The following is a 22810-nucleotide window of genomic DNA, read 5'->3' on the forward strand; positions in this document are numbered from 1 at the left end:
CTGCCAGCGACCCTGACGTCTCCTGGTTCAGAGAAGATGAGGTGGCCGCCCTGGCAGCCAGGGCCTGTGCTGATCAGTGTGACGCGGTGGGCTGAAGCTCGCGGTTGGATAGGACGGGGCCGTGGCCATGGCGGATGTGGCCAAGCGTGCGAAGGTGAGCGTCGGAACGGTCTCTCATGTCCTCCGCCATCCCGACCGTGTGGCCACGGGGGCGCGAGAGCGGGTGGAGGAGGCGATCCTGGCGATGGGTACGCGCCTTCGACGGCGGCGCCGGACACCAGGTCGGGCGCGCCGCACTGGCGCCGATCAGGGTTCGCGACGTGGGTGTTCCACCCTGCGGCGTCGGGCTGGTACCCCAAGAAGGCGCCGCAGCCTGCTCGGCCGGTACCGCTTCTCGGAGAGCCGTGGCCGGGGGTCCCTGTCCGAGGACGTAACTCCCAGGGGCGCGCCGAGATGTGCTGGACGCCGATGCTGCGGGCGTGACGCCGCACGGCCTGCGCCATTCCCACATGCTTGAAGAGGCCGGTGTTCAACAGAAGCTGATCGACCAACGTATGGGGCATGAGGACGGCTCGATGCGGAGCCGGTACACCCATGTCACCCGAAAGATCAGAGACAGGCTCCTAGCTTGTTGTTTAACCTGCCGGGGTCTGCGGATCAGTCTTCGTCGAACGCGAGAACGGTGACGATGAAGCCGTTGCCGACGCCGACCACTACTGCGTCGAAGACGTGTCGCGTCACGGGGTTCCAGGCGGGGGCGTCGGTGTTGGTCCACCAGCGGGTGTCGTGGCCGAGCAGGTGGAGCAGTGAACCGAAGACATCTTTGGCCTTGACCTCGTCGTATCGCCCGGGAGTGCGGTAGGCCAGAGTGGTCGAGACAATGCTGATCAGTCTGTGCAGGGCGCCGTCCTCGTCGGTTTCGGCGAGGCGGGCGGCAAGATCGACGGGTGATTCCAGGATGTCACCGGGCGCTTCGGGACGCCTGGGTTGAGACGAGTCGAGGCCGTCAATCAGCTGGAACACCTGGCGGGGCATTCCTTCGGCATTGCCGAGGTTGGCCCAGGCGTGCAACTCGCCATTGCTGAGCGGGCCTGTCAAGCCAGACAACAGGGCACGGATGCGGCCGAGTCGGTTGGAAACAGTGAGCCCATCGGTGTTCATGCCCTCCAGCCTGCCTTATGGCGAGTGAGCCCGAGCCAGGCACCGGCCGTTCACCTCTGGTTCTGCCCTTGACCTTGGTCGGTGAGCGATTGGTGACGTTTCACCGCATAGCGGATTGTGGCCGTTGCGTCATGGTGTGTCGCCGTGCACGGAGGCGGCCACCGTCTCATCTTCGGGTCGGATGCTGTTCCGAACAGGAGGCGGTGGCTGTGGACTCCACGATGGCACGGGGGCCGGTCGACGGTGCGCAAGTAGGCGACGGTGGGACTGGCGGAAACGGGGCTCTGGCGGTGCTGTCGAGGTTTCGGACCGAGTTCTACGACTGCTTGTCGGCTCGTTCCGACGAGCTGTTCGAGCTGGCTGACGCGGTGCTGTGCACCGATGGTCCGGTCAAGACGCTGGTCGACCTGGCGCTGGCGCCCGAGCACAGGCGCGGGCACGGTGCCTTGTACGGCGGGTTGAACCGTGGCCGGATCGAGGCCGAGCGGCTGCGGTGGGCGCTGGCGGCGCTGCCACTGCCCCGCGCCGCCGACGGCCGGATCGTGCTGGCGGTCGACATCTCGCCGTGGCTGCGGCCCGACGCCGCCACCTCGCCGGATCGCTCGTTCTGCCACACCTATGGGCGCGGCAAGGATCAGCACCACATGATCCCGGGCTGGCCGTACTCCATCGTCGCCGCGTTGGAAACCGGCCGGACTTCCTGGACCGCGCTACTGGACGCGGTCCGCCTGGAGCCTGGCGCCGACGCCGCGGCCGTCACCGTCGCCCAAATCCGCCAGATCGTCGGGCGGCTGCTGGCCACCGACCAGCGCACCGGCGGCGACCTCGACATTCTCATCGTGCTGGACGCCGGATACGACGTGCCCCGCATCGCGTTCCTGCTCGATGATCTGCCGGTCGAGGTGCTCGGACGGATGCGCAGCGATCGCGTGCTGCGCCGGGCCACCCCGCCCTGGACCTACAACTTCGAGGGCGGCCGCCCGCCCAAACACGGCACCGAGTTCGTCTTCGGCGATCCGGCCACCTGGGACGCGCCGCAGACCGAGACCACCACCGCCACCACCCGCTACGGCACCGCAGTCGCCACCGCATGGGACCGGCTGCACCCCCGGCTCACCCGCCGTGCCGCCTGGGAAGGCTTCGCCGGCGAGCTGCCCATCATCGCCGGCACCGTAATCCGCCTGCAGGTCGACCACCTGCCCGCCGGCGGCGACCCCAGCCGGTCTGGCTGTGGTGGTCCGGCGTCGATGCCACCGACACCGACGTCGACCGGCTCTGGCAGGCGTTCCTGCGACGCTTCGACATCGAACACACCTTCCGAATGCTCAAGCAGACCCTCGGGTGGACCCGGCCCAAGCTCCGCGACCCCCAAGCCGCGGACCGCTGGACCTGGATCATCATCGCCGCCCACACCGAACTGCGTCTGGCCCGGCCACTCGCCGCCGACCTGCGCCGCCCCTGGGAGCGCCCAACCCCACCTGGCAGGCTCACCCCCGCCCGGGTGCGCAGGGGGTTTCGGAACCTGCGCGTGAAAGCCACCGGTCCGGCGCGTGCACCAAAACCCTCCCGGCCCGGCCCGGACGGCCACCCGGCTCCCGGCATCGCCCCGCACCACGGCACCAGGTCGGCCGCGTCCTGGCCACCGGCGAAGCTCACAAACGCCCAGCTCACCACCAGAAAGGCACCAAACCCCGACGCAAGACCTGACTCCGCCACAGACAGCAACAGTCCGCTATGCCAGCAATGCCACGAACACGCAGATCAGAGGTTTAACGACAAGCCTAGAGGAGCTGAACGACCAGTGGCATGAAAGCCCTAGGCACTCGGCTGCGTATGTGCCCTCGCTCACCCGTGAACGTCCTCGACGCGCTGCTGCGCGCCGAGGCAGAGAGATGATTTCAAGATCATCCCACGAATTTCCCACGGAGCGGTAGTTCTACCCTTCGCATCAGGGCCCTGAATAGGCCCTGGCCTGTGTCGGGACGGCGGGATTTGAACCCACGACCCCTTGACCCCCAGTCAAGTGCGCTGCCAAACTGCGCTACGTCCCGGTGCCTGGCGGAGCAGGCGTGATTACTCTAGCGCAGTCCGAGGGTGCGTGCGTACCGGGTTGGGCGGGGGCGCCTTCCTGGCCGGGTGTACCACCGTCCCCCGGCCCGCAGGGGTCGGCGGCGGGGCCAGGGGGACGGTGGTCGGGCGGTTCAGTCTTCGATTCTCGTGGGCCACCAGATGCGTTTGCCCGCGTCCAGCGCCAGGGCGGGGACGAGGAGGCTGCGGACGACCAGGGTGTCCAGGAGGACGCCTCCGGCGATGAGCAGGCCCTGCTGGAGGGCGCCGACGGTCGGGAGGACGACCAGGACGCTGAAGGTGGCGGCGAGGACGAGGCCGGCGCTGGTGATGACGCCGCCGGTGAGGCTCAGGCCGTCGCGGATTCCCGCCCGGTGCCCGTGGAGGTGGGCCTCCTCCCTCGCGCGGGACATCAGGAAGATCGTGTAGTCGATGCCCAGGGCGACCAGGAACAGGAAGCCGAACAGCAGGAGGCCGCGGTCGATGTGCGGGTGGCCGAGCGCCCGGTAGAGCAGGCCCGCAAGGCCGAGGGCCGCGCCGTAGGAGAGGACGACGGAGGCGATCAGCAGCAGCGACGCGGTGACGGCGCGCAGCAGCAGGACGAGCATGGCCAGGACCACGGCGAGGATCAGCGGAATGAGGACGGCCTCTTCGGTGCCCTGGGCGTGCGAGGTGTCCAGGGCGACGGCGGTCTGCCCGCCGACGACGGCCCCGCTGCCGTCCAGGGCGTCGCGGACGCGGGTGACGGTGGCGCGGGCCGAGGGGGTGTCGGGTTCGTCGGCGAAGACGGCGGTCAGGTGGGTGTAGCCGCCCGATGAGCGTTCCTTGGCAACGGCGGCCACGCCGGGGACCTTGGCGGCGCGGGCCAAGGTCGTCGCGGCCTGGGCGTCGGCGACGTAGATGTCGGCGGGTTCGGACGAGCCCGCGGCGAAGTGGCGGCCGATCTGGCGCTGTCCCGCGATGGCGTCGGTGGTCTTGGTGAACTGCTCGTCCAGGCGCTGGCCGGAGTCCAGGGTGAACGACGCCGCCGCCAGGGCGGCCAGGACCAGGGCGGTGCCGACCCAGATCCGGCGCGGCCTCGCGTCGATGGCCGTGGCCAGGCGCCGCCAGGGGCCGCCGTCGGACCGGGGCGCCTGGACGGTGGGGCGCCTGGGCCAGAACACCCAGCGGCCGAGGCAGATCAGCAGGGCGGGCAGCAGGGAGACGGCGGCCAGGCAGACGACGGCGACGCCGATCGCGATGACCGGGCCGAGGCCCTGGGTGTTGTTCATCTTCCCGAAGACCAGGCACAGCGACGCGATCACGACGGTGGCGGCCGAGGCGGTGACGGCGGGCAGGCAGCGGTGCAGCGCGTGCGCCATCGCCTCGTGCCGGTCGGCGCGCCGGCCCAGTTCCTCGCGGTAGCGGGCGATGAGGAGCAGCGCGTAGTCGGTCCCGACGCCGAGCGCGAGCACGGTCAGGACGTAGCTGGACTGGCCGTCCACCTTCAGGTCCGCGTGCTTGGCGAGCAGGTAGACCACGCCCATGGCGATCCAGGTGCCGAGGAACGTGGCCAGCAGGGGCACCAGCCACAGCACGGGGCTGCGGTAGGTGACCAGGAGGACGAGGGTGACGATCGCCAGCGTGACGCCGAGGAGGGCGCCGTCCATGCCGGAGTAGGCGTCGATGTAGTCGGCGATGGTGCCCGCCTGGCCGGTGACGCGGATGTCCAGCCCGGACGGCGCGCCGGCCGAGGTGGTCTTTCTCAGCTTGTCCACGGCGTCGCCCAGCACCGTGTTGTCGTTGGAGGCCATCGGGACGGGCGCGCTGAACAGGACCGCCTTGCCGTCGGCGGACCTGGTGGCCGCGGTCGCGCCGGGCGCCGTCCGGCGATCGGCGTCGGCCTTGGCCAGGTCGGCCGGGGTGAGCCCGCCGTCGCGGGTGTAGACGACGACGGCGGTGGCGCGGTCGTGGTCGGCGAAGTGCCGTTCGGCGATCTCGACGGCGCGGGTGGACTGGGAGTCGGCGGGCAGCCAGGACGCCGGGTCGTTGTCCTGCACCTGGGAGAGCTTGGCGGCGAAGCCGCCGGCGACCATCAGGACGAGCACCCAGGCGGCCAGGACCGCCCATTTGGAGCGCCTGCCGGTGACGGCGGCGATGTAGCGGTTCCAGCGGGACGGGGGGAGCGGCGCGGGCGCCGGTCCTTGCGGTCGGCTCACGGACGTGTCGGTCATGTACATCTCACAAGAGGTGGCCGGGAGGAGCGGCATGCGCTCTCCTCGAACGTTTGTGCGGTCTTCGCGTTGACAAGTGCCGCCCGTGAGGTGTGACCGACGTTCGAGGTGACCTGGGTCACAGCCTGATGGTGATCGGCGTCATAGCGGCGTCCGGTCACAGGGGGGCGCCCCGCCGAGGTCAGGGAGGGGAACGCGGAGCACCCCGCTCCCGAACTGCCCCAGGTGGTGCGACCCCATGACCGACACATCCGGCGACCCGTTCGTCGCCGAGGAGTTCGAACGCCTCCGGCCGCATCTGCGGTCGGTCGCCTACCGCGTGCTCGGTTCGCTGACCGAGGCCGAGGACGCCGTCCAGGAGGCGTGGCTGCGGCTGCACCGCTCCGACCGGGCGGAGATCGACAATCTGGGCGGCTGGCTGACCACCGTGGTCGCCAGGGTCAGCCTCACCCTGCTGAAGGCGCGCCGGAGCCGCCGCGAGAGCGGCCTGGCCGATCTCGCCGAGTGCCTGCCGGACCCGATCGTCACGCCGGTGGACAGCACGCCCTCCCCGGAGGAGGCGGTGCTGCTGGCCGACTCGCTCGGGCTGGCGCTGCTGGTGGTGCTCGACACGCTCACGCCCACCGAGCGCCTGACCTTCGTCCTGCACGACATGTTCGGCGTGGGCTACGACGAGATCGCGCGGATGGTGGAGCGCTCCCCCGAGGCCGCGCGCAAGGCCGCCAGCCGGGCCCGGCGGCGGGTGCGCGGCAGCGGTGCCGTGCCCGATCCGGACCCGGCCCGCCAGCGCGCGGTCGTGGACGCCTTCCTGGCCGCCACCCGCGACGGCGACATCGCGGGGCTCGTGCGCGTCCTCGCGCCCGACGTCGTGCTGCGCGCCGACACCGGGATCCTGCGCGTCGTCGCCGGAGCGCCGGCGGTGGCGCAGCAGGCGGCGGTGTTCCGCCGGCTGGCGCACGACACCCGGCCCGTCCTCGTGAACGGCGTCGCCGGGCTCGCCAACGGCGCCGCCGTGATGGCCTTCACCGTCCGGGACGGCCTGATCACCGAGATCGACATCCTCGGCGACAAGGAGCGCCTGGCCCGCCTGGACCTGACCTTCCCCGACGACGAGACCCTTCCCGAAGGAGCACGGTGAGCATGCGAGACGGCATCCTGGACGACCTGCGCGACCGTGTCGCCGGACCGGTGCTGCTGCCCGGCGACGCCGGCTACGAGGCGGCCCGCACGCCGTGGAACCTGTCCGTCGACCAGCGGGTGGACGCGGTCGTGGAGGCCGCCCACGCGGACGACGTGGTCGCGGCCGTGCGGTTCGCGCGCGAGCGCGGGCTCGGTGTGAGCGCCCAGCCGAGCGGGCACGGCGCGGCACCGCTCGCCGGCGGCACGATCCTCCTGCGCACCGGCGCGCTGGACGAGGTGTCCTTCGAACCCGGCAGGGCCGCCGTCCGCGTCGGCGCCGGGGTGCCCTGGTCGCGCGTCCAGGAGGTCGCGTCCCCGCACGGGCTGACCGGCCTGCTCGGCAGCGCCCCCCACACCAGCGTCGTCGGCTACACCCTCGGCGGCGGCCTGTCGTGGTTCTCGCGCCGCTGGGGCCGCGCGTCCGACCATGTCACCGCGTTCGACGTGGTCACCGCCGACGGTGAGACCGCGCGGGTGGAGGCCGAGAGCGACCCGGAGCTGTTCTGGGCGCTGCGCGGAGGCGGCGGCGACTTCGCGATCGTCACCGCGATGGAGTTCGGCCTCCAGGAGGCGGGGCTCGTCCACGGCGGCCAGATGATGTGGCCCGGCGCGAAGGCCGCCGCGGTGCTGGCCGCCTTCCGCGAGGTGACCTGGAACGCCCCGCCCGAGCTGACCGTGTGGCTGCGCCTGTTCCGGCCGCCCGTCCCGGACGGGGAGCCGATGGTCATCGTGGACTCCGCCTTCCTCGGTGCCGCCCACGAGGCCGAGCGGCTGCTGAAGCCGCTGGCGGCCGCGGGCGCGCCCGTGCTCGACACACGGCGTCCGCGGCGGCCCGCGGACCTCGGCGACATCACCGGGGACCCCGTCGACCCCTCGCCCCTGCGCGCCCGCACCGAGATGCTGACCGACCTGGACGACACGACGCTGTACGCGCTGGCGGGGGCCGCGCGGGACCTGCCGCCGCTCGTCGCCGTCCAGATCCGCCACCTGGACGGGGCGCTGACCGCCTCGACGGGCGCCGCCGGGCCGATCGGGGACCCGTTCCTGATCTCCATGATGGCCGTCCCGTTCGGCCCGCCCGAGCCCGGCCTCGCCCGGCGCCGGGCGCTCGCCGACGCGCTGTCGCTGAGCGGCGGGCCGAAGCCGTTCACGCTGCTCGCGCCCGAGGAGGCGGCCGCGGCGGCGTTCGCGCCGCGCGCCCTGGACCGGCTGCGGGCGATCAAGCGCGAACGCGACCCGGACCGGGTCGTGCGCTCCAACCACCCGGTGCTCGGCTGAGCCCGGCCTCCCCTCACATGCGGAACCGACAAGGAAGACCCACATGACCCAGCTCGCGGACGGCCCGGTCGGCCCCGGCCGGCTCGGATTCCTCGGCACCGGGCGGGGCAGGATCGTCCTGGCCCTGCTCTGCCTGGTCGCCTTCGTCGACCTCATCGACGCCTCCATCGTGAACGTCGCCCTGCCCGCGATGAAGGAGGACCTCGACTTCTCCCAGCAGTCCCTACAGTGGGTGCCGTCCGGCTACCTGCTCACCTACGGCGGGTTCATGCTGCTCGGCGGACGGTTCGCCGACCTGCTCGGCCGGCGCCGCGTCCTGGTGGCGGGCACCGCGCTGTTCGGGGTCGCCTCGGTCCTCGGCGGCCTCGCCCAGAACGAGCAGACGATGGTCGCCGCCCGGCTCGCCCAGGGGCTCGGCGCGGCGCTGATGTCGCCCGCCGCCCTGTCGGTGCTGACCACCGCCTTCGTCGGCCGGGACCGCTCCGCCGCCCTCGGCGTCTGGGGAGGCGTGGCCGGGGCCGCCTCCGCGATCGGCGTGCTGGCCGGCGGCGCCCTCACCGACGGCCCCGGCTGGCGCTGGGTGATGTGGGTGAACCCGCCCGCCGTCGCGGTCATCGTCGCCGGCGCGCTGTGGCTGCTCGCCGACGACCGGCGGAAGGCGGCCCCGCGCACCTTCGACCTGCCGGGCGCGGTCCTGGTCACCGGCGGCATGCTGCTGCTGGTGTACGCGCTGGTCGAGGCGCCCGAGAAGGGCTGGGACACCGCCCGGACGTGGACGTCGATCGCCGGGGCCCTGGTGCTCCTCGCGCTGTTCACGGCCAACGAGGCGCGGAGCCGGAACCCGCTGCTGCCACTGTCGATCTTCAAGATCAGGGGCCTGCCGGGCGCCGACGTCGCCCAGTTCGTGGCGATGGCCGGATTCATCGCGATGTTCTTCTTCCTCAGCCTCTACATGCAGCTGGTCCTCCACTACTCGCCGGTCAGGACGGGCCTGGCCTACCTGCCGCTCACCGTCGCCGTCGGCGCCGGATCGGGCCTCACCGCGGGGCTGATCCCGAGGGTCGGCACGCGCCCGCTCATCATCGCCGGGCTGCTGATCGGCGCGGCCGGCATGGGGCTGCTCGCGCGGTGCCCGGTGGAGGGGGGCTACGTCCGGGACCTGCTGCCGGGCCTGGTCGTCGTCGGCGTGGGCCTCGCGCTGGTGTTCGTCGCGGTCACCACGGCGGCCAACGCGGGGGTGCCCGCGGACCGGGCGGGCCTGGCCGCCGCGCTGATCAACGCCTCCAGCCAGGTCGGCGGGGCGCTCGGCCTGGCGGTCTTCTCGGCGATGGCCACCTCCCGCACCGACGACCTGCTCGCCGCCGGCGCCGCGCCGGCCGTCGCCCTCACCGAGGGCTTCCAGCGCGCCCTGCTCGGCGCGGCCGCCTTCATCGTCGCGGCGGCCGTGATCGCCCTGCGCGCCACCAACACCAGGGGCGAGCACCAGGAGGGGCACGATGCTCCAAGCCCCGCCGCCGCAGAGGGGGCCGAGCGCGCCTGAACCCGTTCCCCGCCTCGCCAGGGCTTCCGCACTCGCAACGGCGGCGATCATGGAACTGGACGATGGCCGGACCCGCCTGCGCGGGCGGGGCCGGCCACCGTCCAGGAGAGCGGGTTCGTCCAGCCTGGAGGGGCAGTTGATCGAGGAGCGGATTCTTCGCTACTACGAAGAGGGGGACGAGGACGGCCGGTTGGCGTCGGGGGCCGAGCGCCTGGAGCTGCTGCGCGTCCAGGACATCCTGCGCCGGGTGCTGCCGGGGGCGCCGCTGCGCGTCCTCGATGTGGGCGGCGGGCCCGGCGCGCACGCGCGGTGGCTGGCGGCCGACGGGCACACCGTCCATGTCGTCGATCCGGTGCCGAGGCACGTGCGGCGGGCCGGGGGGCACGCCGGGGTCACCGCCGCGCTCGGCGAGGCGCGGGCGTTGGACGAGCCGGACGCCTCCTACGACGCGGTCCTGCTGTTCGGCCCGCTCTACCACCTCGTCGAACGCGCCGACCGGCTGGCCGCGTGGCGGGAAGCGGTCCGCGTCGTGCGGCCCGGCGGCATCGTCGCCGCGACCGCGATCAACCGGTTCGCGTCCCTGCACGACGGGCTCAGGCGGGGCTTCCTGGCGCGTCCCGGGGTCCGCGAGGTGATCGAGACGACGCTCGCGGACGGCCGGCACCTGCCCGGCGACCGGGCCCCGTTCACCACCGCCTACCTGCACCACCCCGACGACCTGGCCGAGGAGGTCCACGCCTGCGGCCTCCACCTTCAGCATGTGTATCCGGTGGAGGGCGCCATGTGGCTCATCGAAGGGATCGAGTCGTGGATCGACGACCCCGACAAGCGGGAACTCCTGCTCTGGGGACTGCGGAGCACCGAGCGGGAACCCGCGCTGCTCGGCGCGAGCCGGCACCTCCTCGCCGTCGCCCGCGCCGCCGGAGAGGGGGCGACGCCTCCCTGAGGCGGCACCGCCGCACCACCCCGGCCCCCGCACACCCGACCCGAAAGGCGCACGCATGCCCGACAGCGTCATCATTGTGACCGGACCGCCAGGCGCGGGGAAGTCGACCCTCGCGGCGCGGGTCGCCCGCAGCCGCCCGAAGGCCGTCCATCTGCACACCGACGACTTCTGGCACTACATCGTGTCCGGGGGGATCGCGCCCTACGAACCGGAATCGCGCACGCAGAACGAGACGGTCATGGACGTCATCGCCGGAGCGGCGTTCCGCTACGCGGCCGGGGATTTCACCACCATCGTCGACGGCGTCGTCGGGCCGTGGATGCTCGACCATTTCCACGAGCGGGCACGCCGGTCTCCGCCGGTCCCGGTCCACTACGTGGTGCTGCGCCCGCGGCGCGATGTCGCGCTCGCCCGCGCCCAGGCCCGCACCGCGCCCGGCGCGCTGGTGGACCGCCATCCGATCCTGACGATGTGGGACCAGTTCGCCGACCTCGGCGAGCTGGAGTCCCACGTGCTCGACACGTCCGCCGACGACATCACCGAGACCGAGCGGCGCGTCCGCGAAGCCATCGCCTCCGGAGCCTTCCAGCTCACCGGGGCCGGGTAGCCGGTCGTTTCGCCTGGGCGATGCGGGCCCTCGCCGTCCGTTGGGCGCTGCGGGGCCTCTGGTTCTGGTAGGCATGCCTGGTGGGTTCTTTGGTGGCGCGGGCCGGGGTGGCCGGGTTGGTCGTGCTGGCGTGCGGGTGTCAGGCGGACGGGCCGTCCGGTGGCGGCGGCGCGACGGCCGGGGGGAGTCCTCAGGTGACCGGTGAGAGTCCGAGCGCCGGGACCGCGAGCCCCCGGGCGCGGCCGCCCGCGGTGAAGGTTCCGGCGGGGGTCCGGGCGTCGTACGTCGTCTTCGACCGCAAGCTCGGGCGGGTGGTCCTGCGGCGGGAGACCAGGAGGACGTACCGGTCGGCCTCGGTGGTGAAGATCCTGCTGGCGCTGGACTACATGCGCGAGCACCGGGTCTCGGCCGCGGACCGGGACCTGCTGGGGTCGATGCTGCGGTCCAGCGACGACAAGGCGGCCACCGAGTTCTGGCGGCGGGGCGGGCAGGCGGAGGTCATCCGGCGGATGGTCCCGAGGGCGGGGCTCACCGAGACGGCGCCGCCGCCCCGGGACAAGCCCGGGTTCTGGGGCTACACGGCGCTCAGCGCCGAGGACGTGCTGCGGACCTACCGGTACCTGCTGGAGAAGGCCCCGAAGCCCCACCGGGACTTCGTGGTCGCGCAGTTGCGGAAGTCCACCCCGTGCGGGACGGACGGGTTCGACCAGACGTTCGGGATCCCGAGCGCGCTGGAGCGGCCGTGGGCCGTCAAGCAGGGGTGGTCGGGCTTCGGGACGCTGCCTGCCGCGCCGTGCCGCGGGGGGAGCGTGCAGTCGGTGGCCGTGCCCGATCTGGGGCTCGGACGGCCCGTCCTGCACACGACGGGGATCGTGGGCGACAAGATCGTGGTCGTGCTGACGCTCCAGCCGGCGGGCTCCTCGTTCCGGGCGGCGTCGGCGCGGGTGACGGCGTTGACGCGGCAGGTCTACCGGGCTTCGGCGGGGTAGCCGGAGAGGGCGCGGAACGCGCGTTCCACGTCGTCGGACGTGGTGCGCCAGTTGCTGAAGGCGGCGCGGAGGCCGGGGGCGCCCCAGAGGGTGGTGGGGGTGAAGAAAGCCTCGGGCAGGGCGTCGCGGATGATGTCGTCCGGGGCGCGCGTGTCGTGGGTGAAGCAGACGACGTTGAGCCGGACGGGGGCCAGCAGGCGCCAGCCGGGGGCCGCGGTCAGCAGCTCGCCGAGCCGGTGGGCCTGCGCGATCGACCGTTCGACGATCGCGCGGTGGCCCTCGCGGCCGTAGGCGCGGAGCGTGCACCAGGCGGCGAGGCCGCGCAGGCGGCGGGAGTTCTCCGGTGTCAGGTGCAGGGGGTCCTCGGAGGGCCCTCCGAGGTAGGCGGCGTTGTTGTGGAAGACGCGGTGCTGGAGGCCGCGGCGGCGGGTGAACTGGACGGCGGAGTCGTAGGGGACGTTCAGCCACTTGTGGAGGTCCACGCAGACGGAGTCGGCCTCGTCCAGGCCGGCGACGAGGTCCGCGTGGGCGGGGGAGAGGGCCGCGAACGCGCCGAACGCGGCGTCCACGTGGAGCCAGAAGGGGTGGCGCTCGCGCAGGGCGGCGATGGCGCGCAGGTCGTCGAAGTCGACGGTGTTCACGGTGCCGGCGCTCGCGACGACGATGGCGGGACGGCCGCCCAGGGCGGCGAGGGCCTCCTCCAGGGCGGCGACGTCGGCGGCCTCGCGTCCGGGCAGGGCGGGGACGATCCGCAGGTTCCGGCGGCCGATGCCCAGCATCGACAGCGCCTTGCGGACGCTGGAGTGCGGCTCGGCGGACAGGACCGTGATCTCGCCGAGCGCCGCGACGCCCTCGTCGGCGACCTGGACGCCCGCCCGCTCGCCCAGCCACTCGCGGGCGATCGCGAGACCCGTGGTGTTCGACATCGTCGCGCCCGACACGAACGCGCCGGTGTGGGACGGGAGGCCGAGCAGTTCGGCGAGCCAGCCGATCGCCTCCTCCTCCAGGTCGGGCGCGCTGGAGTCGAACCGGGTGGCCGGGTTCTGGTCCAGGACGGAGGTCAGCCAGTCCCCGGCGACCGAGGCGGGGGTGGCGCCGCCGGTGACGAACCCGAAGTAGCGCGGGCCCGCGCTGCCCGCGAAGCCGGGCTCCCAGCGGGAGGCGAACTCGGCGAGCGCTCCCTCCAGGCCGGCGGCCGGGGGCAGCGGCCGCGGCGGCGTGCGCGGCCCGGGCGGGACGGCGGCGGGGCGCCCGTCCAGCGTGGCGAGGAGGCGGGCGGCGTGGCCCGAGAGCAGTCCGGGGAGCCGCGCGAGGTCGTCGTGCATGGGGTTCACGCTAGGGACGCCGGGGCGCGCCTGTCGCCATCCAATCGAGAGAAGTGGACCGCTCCGGGGGGCCTGGGTGTGGCGGGGAGGTTTCGGGGAAGGTGCCCCTGAACCGGTCGTCTCCGGGCCGAACGGAAAACCGGGTTAAAGATCTGGCCTGCTGATGAAATGACAGCGAAGAGTCCTTCATCGGTGTATGTACCTTTTCTCCCGGGGTCATCGAACGCCGAATGGGGGACGCGGTGGCGGAAGCTGACGGCGGTGGGGCGCGGACGTCCGATCCCGCGGGGAGGCCCGCGGGGGCCGGTCCGTCCGGCGCGCACGCGGCCGTGCCCGACCTGGAGGACCTGCGGGGCGCCGCGCACGACCGCGCGGTCCTGGCGGAGGCGCGGGTGGTGCTGGCGCGGCGGCTGGGCGTCCCGCCGGGGGAGGCGCTGCAGCACCTGATCTGGCTGGCCCGCGACATGGACATGGAGCTGGCCGAGGCCGCGGCGCTGGTGGTCGGCGCGCGCGACCGGGGAGGGGTGCCGGGTCCGGAGGGCGCCGCCCTGACCGGGCGGAAGGCGCCCCGGGCGAAGGGCGCCGACGAGCGGCGGGCCGTGGTGACGCAGGCCGAGGACGTGCTGCGGCGCGTCCGGACCGAGGACACCGCCGACGACGCGGAGATCATCGCCGGGCTGCCCGAGGACCCGGTGGCCAGGGCGTTCCTGGACGGCGCGCTCGACGGCGCGGCGCACCTGATCCCGGTCCGGGACTCCGGCGGACAGGTCGCCGACTTCCTCTACGCGGAGCTGAACGACCTCGCGCGGGACCTGTTCGGCCGGGGCGCGGAGGAGCTGGCGGGCCGCCGGCTGCTCCCGACCGAGCCGGGGATGGCGATGAGCGGGCTCTTCGACGCGTTCGTGGAGGTGGTGGAGACCGGGAGGCGGCTGGAGCGGGCGTCGATGACGTACTCGACCGCGCAGGGCGGGCTGTCGCGGACGTCCCGGATGAGCGTGCGGTGCGTGGCGGTGCCCACCGGCCTGTGCGTGAGCTGGCGCTACCACGACGACGCCGACCGGCAGGCGCGGCGGCTGGAGCGGGTCGAGCGGCTCGCGCTGCTCGGGTTCGGGGAGTGGGACCTCGCGACCGGCGACGCCGAGTGGACCCCGCAGATGCTCGCGAACTACGGCCTGCGCGCCGACCAGGTGCCGCCGATGCCCGACGACCTGCCGAAGGTCGTGATGGACGACGACCTCCCGCTGGTGGAGGAGGCCGTCCAGACGCTGTTCTCCCGCCGGGAGCCGGTGGAGGCCGAGCACCGCGTCGTCGGCCCGGACGGCGCGCCGAGGCACCTGTGGGTGTTCGCCGAGCCGGTGCTGGACGACTCCGGGCTGCCGGTCTCGATCAACATCGTCTCGCAGGACATCACGCGGCGGCGCGGGATCGAGCGGGCGCTGGCCGAGACCCGGCGGCAGATGCTGGAGCAGCAGGCCCAGACGGCGCAGGAGCGGCGGGTGGCGGTGACGCTGCGCCGCGCGATCCTGCCGGACGAGAGCGAGCTGGACGAGCTGCCGGGCCTGCGCGTCGACCTGCGCAGCCTGGCGGCCGAGAGCACCGCCCGCATCGGCGGGGACTGGTTCGCGACCCGGGCGATGCCCGACGGGCGGGCGCTGTTCGCGATCGGCGACGCGGCGGGGCACGGGCTCCCGGCCGCCGCCGCCATGGCCCGCACCCGCAACGGCCTGCTCGGGCTGGCGTGCACCGGGGAGCCCACGGGACGGCTCGTGGGCTGGCTGAACGAACTGGTCGGGCACATCCAGCCGCCCGCGACCGGCACCGCCGTCGTGGCCCACTTCGAGCCGCGCCGCCACGTCCTGGAGTGGACGTGCGCGGGCCACCCGCCGCCGATCCTCGTGCGGGGCGGGCTGGCGGCGCCGATGGAGGTCGTCCCGGACCCGATGCTGGGCGCGGTGCCCGACTGGGCCTACGGGACCGCCAGGATCCAGCTCAGGCCCGACGACCTGATCTTCCTCTACACCGACGGGCTGGTGGAGCGGCGGGACGCCGACCTGGACGAGCGGATCGAGCGGCTCACCGGCATCCTGGCGGAGTGCGCGTCCAGCCCCGAGCCGGTGCTGGACGAGGTCCTGGCGCGGATGGAGCACGACCGCGCCGCCGACGACACCACGCTGTTCGCCCTGCGCGTCGAGTGACCCAGGTCACTCCGTTCCCCGTGGCGTAACCCTGCGTGACGTAGGACTCATTCCGGGTTTTGTGCAGGCCCGGCGGACCCCTCGCCACGTCGAAGATGACCTTTTTTACCCGGGCGTTGCGTGCGGGGGTCAAGGTAAAGCCGGGACCGGCTCGGAAGCGCGGGATTCCACCGCCATAAGGGATCCGGGACCTCCTTGTGATCGCCGCCGGAGAACCCGGGAAAGATCGGGAAGACCCGGCGGGCCCCCGGCGTTGGGACTCCCTTGAGAGGGCTTTGATCAGGCAAGACTCTGTTTGGTGCCTGGTTTGCTTTTCTTGGGAAGGTTGGTACCTTCTACCGAAATCACCCAACGCGTTCCATGCGTTGTGGGCCGGACGCGCGAAGCGCGGACGGCGGTCGCGGAGCGGAACCCGCCCGCGGCGCGCGCCCGATGAAGGGCGCTCCTCAGATCAGTCACTGAGATACATCCGAAACGCATCGTGTTCCGCGGTGCGAGGCCGAGTCCGTGCCGGTCGTCCCAGACCGCACGGAGCCGGGGACCCAGGTTCCAGGGGTGAATCGGGGCGCTCCCAGAGCGCGCCGTAGGGCTCTTCCATGCCCGAATCCGTCAGCTAACCCGGTAGGCGCCATGGAAGACAAGGAGATCCCCTGCATGACCGGTCGTTTCGATCGACTTTCCATCGCCAGCCTGTCCAGCCTGTCCGCCGAGGACAGGGCCGTCGGCGTCGCCGTCGGCGCGGTCCTCGTCGGCGCCCTCGGGCTGGCCGTCTTCAACCCCCTCGCGAGCGACAGCGCCACCGCCGAGACCCCGGCCCGCGCCGCGTCGGTCGCGCACGTCGCGGGCGAGCCCGCGCACGCCGAGCGGTCCGCCCACAAGGCCGGTGCCCCGGCGCTCTCGCAGGCCGCCGAGGCCCGCCGCGAGGGCTTCAAGGTGCCGCCGCACCGCGTCAAGGCCAAGGAAGTCATCAAGATGGCCGAGTCGCAGGTGGGCATCCGCGAGGGCAAGGGCGGCAACACCAAGTTCCACAAGTGGTACATGTCCACCCCGCACGCGGCCGAGACCGCCAAGCGGGACGGCGGCGCCGTGCGCGAGTACAAGGGCGCGAGCTGGTGCAACATGTTCGTCTCGTGGGTCGGCGCGCAGGTCGGCGCCAAGGACATGGGCTGGGACGCCTACACCGTCCAGCACGCCACCTGGTTCAAGAAGGAGGGCCGCTGGGGCCAGAAGGCCAAGCCCGGCTCGGTCGTCTTCTTCGACTTCAAGAACGGCCGCAGCGGCGGCATCGACGGCATCGAGCACGTCGGGTTCGTCGTCAAGGACAACGGCAACGGCACGATCAGCACCGTCGAGGGCAACACCGGCGACGCGGTGAAGCAGAAGATCCGCAAGAAGTCGCAGGTCGTGGGCTACGGCTACCCCGACTACTCGGGCTGACCCACCCTCCCGCCCCCCACGCGGCGCGCATGAACGCCGCTGGAAGCCGCACGGAAGCCGCCCGGCACCGCCGGGCGGCTTCCGGCATGCCCGGCCTCGCCCGGTGATCCCGGTTTCGGGTAATGGGAATCATTGACGCCCTTTGATCGGTCTTGGACGTTCACGCGGCGTTCCTGGAAACACTCCCGGCTGACGAGGCAAGCCGGGGGAGGGGGGACCGCCCATGCGGGCGCGCCCGCGGGTCAGCGTGGTGGTGATCGCCTACAACGACGAGCGGCGGCTGCCGCGGGCGGTGGCCTCGGCGCTGGGGCAGTCGCTGGGCGGCGTCCAGACGGTGATCGTCGACGACGCGAGCACCGACGGGACGGGCCGGGTGGCCGACCGGCTGGCCGCCGCGCATCCCGGCCGGGTCGCCGCGGTGCACCTGCCGTCCAACTCCGGGGGCTGCGGCGGCCCGCGCAACGCCGGGATCGAGCGCTCCGACGGCCGCTACCTGATGTTCCTCGACAGCGACGACCTGCTGGACCGGCACGCCTGCCTCAACCTCGTCGCCGCCGCCGAGGACACCGGCGCCGACCTGGTCTCGGGGCTCTGCGAACGGATCTTCCTGGACGTCCCCGAGGGCGGCCCGGACCGCGTCCGCCCCTGGTTCCCCTGGCTCTACAGGCGCAGCGTCCTCTACGGGTCGCTGGGCGAGTACCCCAACCTCCTCTACGACACGCTCTCGACCAACAAGGTCTACCGCCGGGACTTCCTGGAGCGCGCCGGTCTGCGGTTCGTCGAGCGGCTCCACTACGAGGACCTGCTGTTCACCGCCGAGGCCTACCTCGCGGCCGAGGGCACGGCCCTGATCCCGCACCGCGTCTACAGCTGGCTGGTCCAGGAGGGGGCGGCGGCGCCGTCGATCTCCAACCGGCGCGCCGAGACGGCCAGCCTCGCCGACCGGCTGGAGATCCACCGGCGCATCGACGCGCTGTTCGCGGGGCGCGGGGCGCACGAGCTGAAGCGGGCCAAGGACGTCAAGTTCGTCAACCACGATCTCCCCCTGCACCTGCGGGACCTGCGCGCCCGCGACCCCGCCCACCGCGCGCGCTTCCTCGACCTCGCCTCCGCCTACGTCGCCGAGCTGGACCCGCGGGCGTTCGAGACCGCCCAGACGCTGCCCGCGATCGCGGCGTTCCTGCTCCGCGAGGGCGACCACGAGGGCGCGCTGGCGGCCGCCGAGTACGACCGGGCGGAGCGTCCCGAGCTGCGCGTCCACCTGCGGGAGCGGGACGGGCGGATCTACTGGGGCGACCCCGCCGGGGATGCGCCGGCACGCCGCGTCCTTGACGTGACCGGCCTCCGCCTGCACAAGCGGTCCCTGAAGAAGCTGCGGCCCGCCAACACCGTGACCCGGCTTGAGATGCGGGACGGCCTGGCGCGCGTCGCCGGGACCGTGCTGAACCCGCTCGGCCGGATCCCGCCCGGCGCCGCGCTGACGGCCGCGCTGGAGTTCCGCGACCGGCGCCGCCCGTCCAGGACGGCGCGGACGCCCGCGCGCGTCGAGCACCGGGGCGACGTGCTGGCCTGGAGCGCCGAGTTCGACCCCGCGCGCCGGATCCGCCCGATCGGCCTCACCGACCCCGTCTGGGACGTGCGGCTCCGGGTGGGCACGGGACGCGGGGAGCTGGTCACCCGTCCCGGCGCCGGCCCCGGATCGCCGCCGCTGGACGGCGTCGCGTTCCCGGTGCGGCCCCGGCTGACGCGGTTCGCCGCCGACCGGCTCCGCTCCTACACCACCGCCGGCGGGCACCTGGCCTTCGCCCTCGACTCCGCCGGGACGCGGGGACGGCTCGCGCGGGCGGTCGTGCTGGGCGCCGCCACCTCCCGCCCCGGACGCCTGGCCCGGAGATTCCTCGGGGCGGCGGCCACGCGCGGGACCGCCGCGCGGCGCCTTCCGGGAAGGAGCGGCCGTGGCCGGACGTGACGTCTTCATCATCTGCGACAACGTCGACGACATGGGCGGCCTCCAGCGCTGGGCGCACCTCATGGCCCGCCTGCTGGCCGGACGCGGCGACCGCGTCACGCTCGTCGGCGTCACCCGGGGCGCCGCGTCCCACCACCACGGCCGGGACGGCTCCTACGCCGTGGAGGTGCTGCACCGGCGGTGGCGCCCGCCCGCGTTCGCGTGGCGGCCCGCCACGGCGCGGGGGCGTCTGAACCCGGTGGCCTTCGGGCGCGAGCTGTGGCGCCGGGCGTCGCAGCGGCGCGGCGCCGCCCGGCTGACCGAGCTGTTCGCCGCCGCCCGGCCCGGCGCGATGGTGGTCGTCGCGCAGGTGTGGGCGATGGAGTGGGTCCGGCGGGCCGACACCTCGGGCCTGCGCGTCGTCGGGATGAGCCACGAGTCGTACGCGGCGAGCCGCCGCTCCTCCCGCTACCGCCGGGTCAGGGAGCACTTCGCCGGGGCGGACCGGCTGCTGGTCCTCACCGCCGAGGACGCCGACGCCTGGGCGCGCGACGGCATGACCAACGTCGACCACATCCCGAACCCGCTGCCGGTCGAGCCGCGCGCCCACCCGACGCTCGACCTGCCCGTGGTGGCCTGCGTGGGGCGCCTGTCCCACGAGAAGGGGATCGACCTGCTGCTGGAGGCGTGGGCGGAGGCGGTCGCGACCCGCCCAGGCTGGCGGCTGCACGTCTACGGCGGCGGCCCCCGGGAGGACGAGCTGCGCACGCGGGCCGAGGACGCCGGGATCGCGGACTCGGTCGAGTTCCGGGGGGTGGTCGCCGACGTGGAGGAGGCGCTGATCGAGGCGTCGGTCGTCGCGCTGCCGTCCCGGGACGAGGGGCTGCCCATGTCGCTGATGGAGGCGATGGCCTACGGGCTGCCCGCGGTCGCCTTCGACTGCGCGCCCGGGGTCCGCGTGCTGATCGAGGACGGCCAGTGCGGCCTGCTGGCCCCGCGCCGCGACACCGCCGCGTTCGCCACCGCGCTCGGCCGCCTGATGGACGACCCGGACCTGCGCCGGGCGCTCGGCGGCGCGGCCCGCGCGTCGGTCCGGCGGTTCCACCCGGAGGCGGTGCTCGCCCGTTGGGACCGGCTGTTCGGGCTCCTCGACGACGCCGCGCCCGTCCGCGAGGAGAGCCCCCCGCGGGAGGCGGGCCGGGGGACCGCTCCGGCTCCCGCCCTGGAGACCGACTCCCTCTAGCGGGCGGTCAGGCGGCGGTCACCGGGGGTTCCGCGGCCGCCGGGCCGTCGCGGCGCTCCGACCTGACCAGCGACGCGTACCGCTCGACCTCGCCCGCGGCGTCCTCGGCGCTCCAGCCCAGATGCGGCGCGAGCAGCCCCGCGACGTGCGCCGCCGCCTCCAGACCGCCGTCCCGCTCCTCGATCAGGACGCGGAGGCGGCGGGCGAGGACGTCGTCCAGGTGCAGCGCGCCCTCGTGGGTCACCGCGTGGACGGCCTCGGCGCACAGGTAGTCCTCCGCGCCGGGGAGGGGGGCGCCGAGCGCCGGGTCACCGGCGATCAGGTCCAGGACGTCGTGGACGCACGACCCGTACCGGCGCAGCAGGTGCTCGACCCGCGCGACGTGCAGCCCCGACCCGGCGGCGATCCGGCGGCGGTCGTTCCACAGCACCTCGAAGCCGACCGCGCCGAGGACCGGCAGCCGCTCGGTCACCGAGGCGGGCACCGGCTCCTCCAGGCCCTCGACGACCGCGTCCACCGCGTCCCGCGCCATCACCCGGTAGGTCGTGAACTTGCCGCCCGCGACCACGACCATGCCCGGGACCGGCTCGGCGACCGCGTGCTCGCGGGACATGCGGGCCGTGTCGCCCTCCTCGGCCGACAGCAGCGGGCGCAGCCCCGCGTACACGCCCTCGATGTCCTCGCGGGTCAGCGGCGTGCGCAGCACCGCGTTGGCCTGGTCGAGGATGTAGCCGATGTCGGTGTGGTCGGCGACGGGCGTGTCGGGCGCGTCGTCCCACGGGGTGTCGGTCGTCCCGACGAGCCAGTGCCGCCCCCACGGGATCACGAACAGGACGCTCCGCTCCGTCCGCGTGACCAGGCCCGTGTCCATCGGGATCCGGTCGCGCGGCACGATCAGGTGCGCGCCTTTGGACGCCTGCACGCCGATCCGCGCCCGCCGCCCGGTCATGGCCTGCGCGTCGTCCGTCCACACCCCGGTCGCGCAGACGACCCGGCGCGCCCGGACGGCGATCTCCCGCCCGCCCTCCAGGTCCAGGACGCGCGCCCCGGTCACCCGCTCGCTCTCCCGCAGGAAGCCCGTCACCCTGGCGTGGGTCGCGATCCGGGCGCCGTAGTGCGCGGCCGTCCGGGCGACCATCATCGTGTAGCGCGCGTCGTCCACCTGGGCGTCGTGGTACTGGATCGCGCCGACCACCACGTCCGGGCGCAGCGCCGGGGCCTCCCGCAGGGCGCCGCGACGGGTCAGGTGGCGGTGCCGGGGGAGCGCCCCGGCGCCGCCCATCGTGTCGTACAGCGTGACGCCCGCGCTGACGTAGGCCCGCTCCCACATCCGGTGCCGCAGCGGATACAGGAACCGGACCGGGCGCACCAGGTGCGGCGCGAGCCGCAGCAGCAGGCCGCGCTCCCGCAGCGCCTCTCTGACCAGCCCGAACTCGCGCCGCTCCAGGTAGCGCAGCCCGCCGTGGATGAGCTTGCTGGAGCGGCCCGAGGTCCCGGACGCGAAGTCGCGCGCCTCCACCAGGGCCACGGACAGGCCCCGGGAGACCGCGTCCAGGGCGACGCCCGTGCCGGTGATGCCGCCGCCGACCACCAGGACGTCGAACTCCGTCCCGGCGAGGTCGCGGAGGGTGTCCTCGCGGTACTGCGGTCCGAGCGCTACGGATCTCACTGCATGCTCCCGATGAGAGGGGCGGCCGCGTCAGTCGACGTCGACCCAGTCGAGGGTGCGGCCGACGGCCTTCTTCCAGCCCGCGTAGCCGTGTTGGCGTTGGGTGTCGGTCCAGGTGGGTTGCCAGCGTTTGTCTTGGTTCCAGTTGGTGCGGAGTTCGTCGGTGGTGCTCCAGAAGCCGGTGGCCAGTCCGGCGGCGTAGGCGGCGCCCAGGGCGGTGGTCTCGGCGACGACGGGGCGGGAGACCGGGACGCCCAGGATGTCGGCTTGGAGTTGCATGCACAGTTCGTTGGCGGTGACGCCGCCGTCGACCTTGAGGACGTCCAGGTGGACGCCGGAGTCGCGGGCCATGGCCTCCACCACGTCGCGGGTCTGGTAGCAGATGGCCTCCAGGGTGGCGCGGGCCAGGTGGGCGTTGGTGTTGTAGCGCGAGAGCCCGACGATGGCGCCGCGGGCGTCCGAGCGCCAGTAGGGGGCGAACAGTCCGGAGAAGGCGGGCACGAAGTACACCCCGCCGTTGTCGGTGACCTGCCGGGCCAGGTCCTCGCTCTGGGCGGCGCCGGAGATGATCCCGAGCTGGTCGCGCAGCCACTGCACCGCCGACCCCGTCACCGCGATCGACCCCTCCAACGCATAGACGGGCCGCTCCCGCCCGAACTGGTAGCAGACGGTGGTGAGCAGGCCGCTGTCGGACCGCACCAGCTCCTCCCCCGTGTTGAGCAGGAGGAAGTTGCCGGTGCCGTAGGTGTTCTTGGCCTCGCCGGGCGCGAAGCACACCTGCCCGACGGTCGCGGCCTGCTGGTCGCCGAGCGCGGCGGTGAGCGCGACCTCGCCTCCCAGCGGCCCGTCCTTGCGCGTGACTCCGTAGGGGTCGGGGGCGGAGGAGGGTTTGATGGTGGGGAGCATCGCGCGGGGGATGGTGAAGAAGGACAGGAGTTCCTCGTCCCACTCCAGGGTCTCCAGGTCCATCAGCATGGTGCGGCTGGCGTTGGTGGGGTCGGTGACGTGGACCC

The 22810-nt window shown here is 73.5% G+C and carries 18 protein-coding genes, 1 tRNA gene and 1 riboswitch; of the genes, 13 read left to right on the forward strand and 6 right to left on the reverse strand.

Annotated features, from left to right (window positions below):
- Positions 1 to 127: 127 nt before the first annotated feature.
- Together KLI87_RS18875 and KLI87_RS41875 are read left to right on the forward strand one after the other, a co-directional pair.
- Positions 128 to 517, forward strand: a complete 390-nt coding sequence (locus KLI87_RS18875; RefSeq protein WP_214618122.1) for a LacI family DNA-binding transcriptional regulator — start codon at positions 128 to 130, stop codon at positions 515 to 517.
- A complete protein-coding gene (locus tag KLI87_RS41875; RefSeq protein ID WP_374225456.1) occupies positions 480 to 686 on the forward strand; it encodes a tyrosine-type recombinase/integrase in 207 nt (68 codons plus the stop codon). Before KLI87_RS18875 ends, KLI87_RS41875 begins: the two co-directional genes overlap by 38 nt.
- On the opposite strand, the gene KLI87_RS18885 is transcribed toward KLI87_RS41875, so the two are convergent.
- Entirely contained in the window at positions 658 to 1161 is a 504-nt protein-coding gene (locus KLI87_RS18885) for a hypothetical protein (RefSeq protein WP_214618049.1), read from the reverse strand. The genes KLI87_RS41875 and KLI87_RS18885 overlap by 29 nt on opposite strands.
- A gap of 209 nt (positions 1162 to 1370) precedes the next feature.
- Here KLI87_RS18885 and KLI87_RS18890 point away from each other — a divergent pair, with 209 nt between their 5' ends.
- On the forward strand, positions 1371 to 2693 hold the full coding sequence (locus tag KLI87_RS18890; RefSeq protein ID WP_214618050.1) for a transposase: 1323 nt from the start codon (positions 1371 to 1373) through the stop codon (positions 2691 to 2693).
- Between the two features lie 445 nt (positions 2694 to 3138).
- Here KLI87_RS18890 and KLI87_RS18895 read toward each other — a convergent pair.
- Positions 3139 to 3212: transfer RNA gene (locus KLI87_RS18895), tRNA-Pro, on the reverse strand.
- Between the two features lie 150 nt (positions 3213 to 3362).
- Complete coding sequence (locus KLI87_RS18900) at positions 3363 to 5441, reverse strand: MMPL family transporter (RefSeq protein ID WP_214618051.1); 2079 nt, start codon at positions 5439 to 5441, stop codon at positions 3363 to 3365.
- A 238-nt stretch (positions 5442 to 5679) separates the two neighbouring features.
- Here KLI87_RS18900 and KLI87_RS18905 point away from each other — a divergent pair, with 238 nt between their 5' ends.
- The 6 genes from KLI87_RS18905 to KLI87_RS18930 all read left to right on the forward strand — a co-directional run bounded on the left by KLI87_RS18905 (position 5680) and on the right by KLI87_RS18930 (position 11980).
- A complete protein-coding gene (locus tag KLI87_RS18905) occupies positions 5680 to 6579 on the forward strand; it encodes a sigma-70 family RNA polymerase sigma factor (RefSeq protein WP_214618052.1) in 900 nt (299 codons plus the stop codon).
- Positions 6580 to 6581: 2 nt separating this feature from the next.
- Positions 6582 to 7898, forward strand: a complete 1317-nt coding sequence (locus KLI87_RS18910; protein WP_214618123.1) for an FAD-binding oxidoreductase — start codon at positions 6582 to 6584, stop codon at positions 7896 to 7898.
- A gap of 43 nt (positions 7899 to 7941) precedes the next feature.
- Positions 7942 to 9438, forward strand: coding sequence for an MFS transporter (locus KLI87_RS18915; protein WP_214618053.1), 1497 nt, complete (start codon positions 7942 to 7944; stop codon positions 9436 to 9438).
- Positions 9439 to 9487: 49 nt separating this feature from the next.
- On the forward strand, positions 9488 to 10384 hold the full coding sequence (locus tag KLI87_RS18920; protein WP_156218168.1) for a bifunctional 2-polyprenyl-6-hydroxyphenol methylase/3-demethylubiquinol 3-O-methyltransferase UbiG: 897 nt from the start codon (positions 9488 to 9490) through the stop codon (positions 10382 to 10384).
- Positions 10385 to 10460: 76 nt separating this feature from the next.
- Complete coding sequence (locus KLI87_RS18925) at positions 10461 to 10991, forward strand: AAA family ATPase (RefSeq protein WP_214618054.1); 531 nt, start codon at positions 10461 to 10463, stop codon at positions 10989 to 10991.
- A gap of 194 nt (positions 10992 to 11185) precedes the next feature.
- Entirely contained in the window at positions 11186 to 11980 is a 795-nt protein-coding gene (locus KLI87_RS18930) for a hypothetical protein (RefSeq protein ID WP_308166068.1), read from the forward strand.
- Here the strand turns inward: KLI87_RS18930 and KLI87_RS18935 are convergent.
- Positions 11959 to 13305, reverse strand: coding sequence for a pyridoxal-dependent decarboxylase (locus KLI87_RS18935; RefSeq protein WP_214618055.1), 1347 nt, complete (start codon positions 13303 to 13305; stop codon positions 11959 to 11961). The genes KLI87_RS18930 and KLI87_RS18935 overlap by 22 nt on opposite strands.
- 242 nt (positions 13306 to 13547) lie before the next feature.
- On the opposite strand from KLI87_RS18935, the gene KLI87_RS18940 reads away from it, so the two are divergent.
- From KLI87_RS18940 to KLI87_RS18955, 4 genes are all read left to right on the forward strand, one after another.
- Complete coding sequence (locus tag KLI87_RS18940) at positions 13548 to 15500, forward strand: SpoIIE family protein phosphatase (protein WP_308166069.1); 1953 nt, start codon at positions 13548 to 13550, stop codon at positions 15498 to 15500.
- Positions 15501 to 15998: 498 nt separating this feature from the next.
- Positions 15999 to 16143: riboswitch (cyclic di-AMP (ydaO/yuaA leader) on the forward strand.
- Between the two features lie 11 nt (positions 16144 to 16154).
- Positions 16155 to 16937 carry a CHAP domain-containing protein gene (locus KLI87_RS18945; protein WP_156218164.1) on the forward strand — a complete coding sequence of 261 codons (783 nt, stop codon included), beginning with the start codon at positions 16155 to 16157 and terminating at the stop codon, positions 16935 to 16937.
- Positions 16938 to 17160: 223 nt separating this feature from the next.
- Positions 17161 to 18906: a glycosyltransferase family 2 protein gene (locus tag KLI87_RS18950; RefSeq protein ID WP_214618057.1), complete on the forward strand. Its 1746-nt coding sequence runs from the start codon at positions 17161 to 17163 to the stop codon at positions 18904 to 18906.
- Complete coding sequence (locus KLI87_RS18955; RefSeq protein ID WP_214618058.1) at positions 18893 to 20128, forward strand: glycosyltransferase; 1236 nt, start codon at positions 18893 to 18895, stop codon at positions 20126 to 20128. The genes KLI87_RS18950 and KLI87_RS18955 overlap by 14 nt, the downstream gene beginning before the upstream one ends.
- Positions 20129 to 20135: 7 nt before the next feature.
- On the opposite strand, the gene KLI87_RS18960 is transcribed toward KLI87_RS18955, so the two are convergent.
- Together KLI87_RS18960 and glpK are read right to left on the reverse strand one after the other, a co-directional pair.
- Positions 20136 to 21797 carry a glycerol-3-phosphate dehydrogenase/oxidase gene (locus tag KLI87_RS18960; protein ID WP_214618059.1) on the reverse strand — a complete coding sequence of 554 codons (1662 nt, stop codon included), beginning with the start codon at positions 21795 to 21797 and terminating at the stop codon, positions 20136 to 20138.
- Positions 21798 to 21827: 30 nt separating this feature from the next.
- On the reverse strand, positions 21828 to 22810 hold a 983-nt coding region (glpK, locus tag KLI87_RS18965; RefSeq protein WP_214618060.1), incomplete at its 5' end, for a glycerol kinase GlpK.

The sequence above is a fragment of the Actinomadura sp. NEAU-AAG7 genome, from assembly GCF_018603865.1.
In the GTDB taxonomy this organism is placed as follows: Bacteria; Actinomycetota; Actinomycetes; order Streptosporangiales; family Streptosporangiaceae; genus Spirillospora; species Spirillospora litoris.

What these genes read in the sequence shown, in the direction of transcription:
- KLI87_RS18935 (WP_214618055.1), bottom strand. Translation starts at nt 13,305, where the DNA reads ATGCACGACGACCTCGCGCGGCTCCCCGGACTGCTCTCGGGCCACGCC.
- KLI87_RS18900 (WP_214618051.1), bottom strand. Translation starts at nt 5,441, where the DNA reads ATGACCGACACGTCCGTGAGCCGACCGCAAGGACCGGCGCCCGCGCCG.
- KLI87_RS18905 (WP_214618052.1), top strand. Translation starts at nt 5,680, where the DNA reads ATGACCGACACATCCGGCGACCCGTTCGTCGCCGAGGAGTTCGAACGC.
- KLI87_RS18945 (WP_156218164.1), top strand. Translation starts at nt 16,155, where the DNA reads ATGACCGGTCGTTTCGATCGACTTTCCATCGCCAGCCTGTCCAGCCTG.
- KLI87_RS18910 (WP_214618123.1), top strand. Translation starts at nt 6,582, where the DNA reads ATGCGAGACGGCATCCTGGACGACCTGCGCGACCGTGTCGCCGGACCG.
- KLI87_RS18920 (WP_156218168.1), top strand. Translation starts at nt 9,488, where the DNA reads ATGGAACTGGACGATGGCCGGACCCGCCTGCGCGGGCGGGGCCGGCCA.
- KLI87_RS18950 (WP_214618057.1), top strand. Translation starts at nt 17,161, where the DNA reads ATGCGGGCGCGCCCGCGGGTCAGCGTGGTGGTGATCGCCTACAACGAC.
- KLI87_RS18885 (WP_214618049.1), bottom strand. Translation starts at nt 1,161, where the DNA reads ATGAACACCGATGGGCTCACTGTTTCCAACCGACTCGGCCGCATCCGT.
- KLI87_RS18875 (WP_214618122.1), top strand. Translation starts at nt 128, where the DNA reads ATGGCGGATGTGGCCAAGCGTGCGAAGGTGAGCGTCGGAACGGTCTCT.
- KLI87_RS18915 (WP_214618053.1), top strand. Translation starts at nt 7,942, where the DNA reads ATGACCCAGCTCGCGGACGGCCCGGTCGGCCCCGGCCGGCTCGGATTC.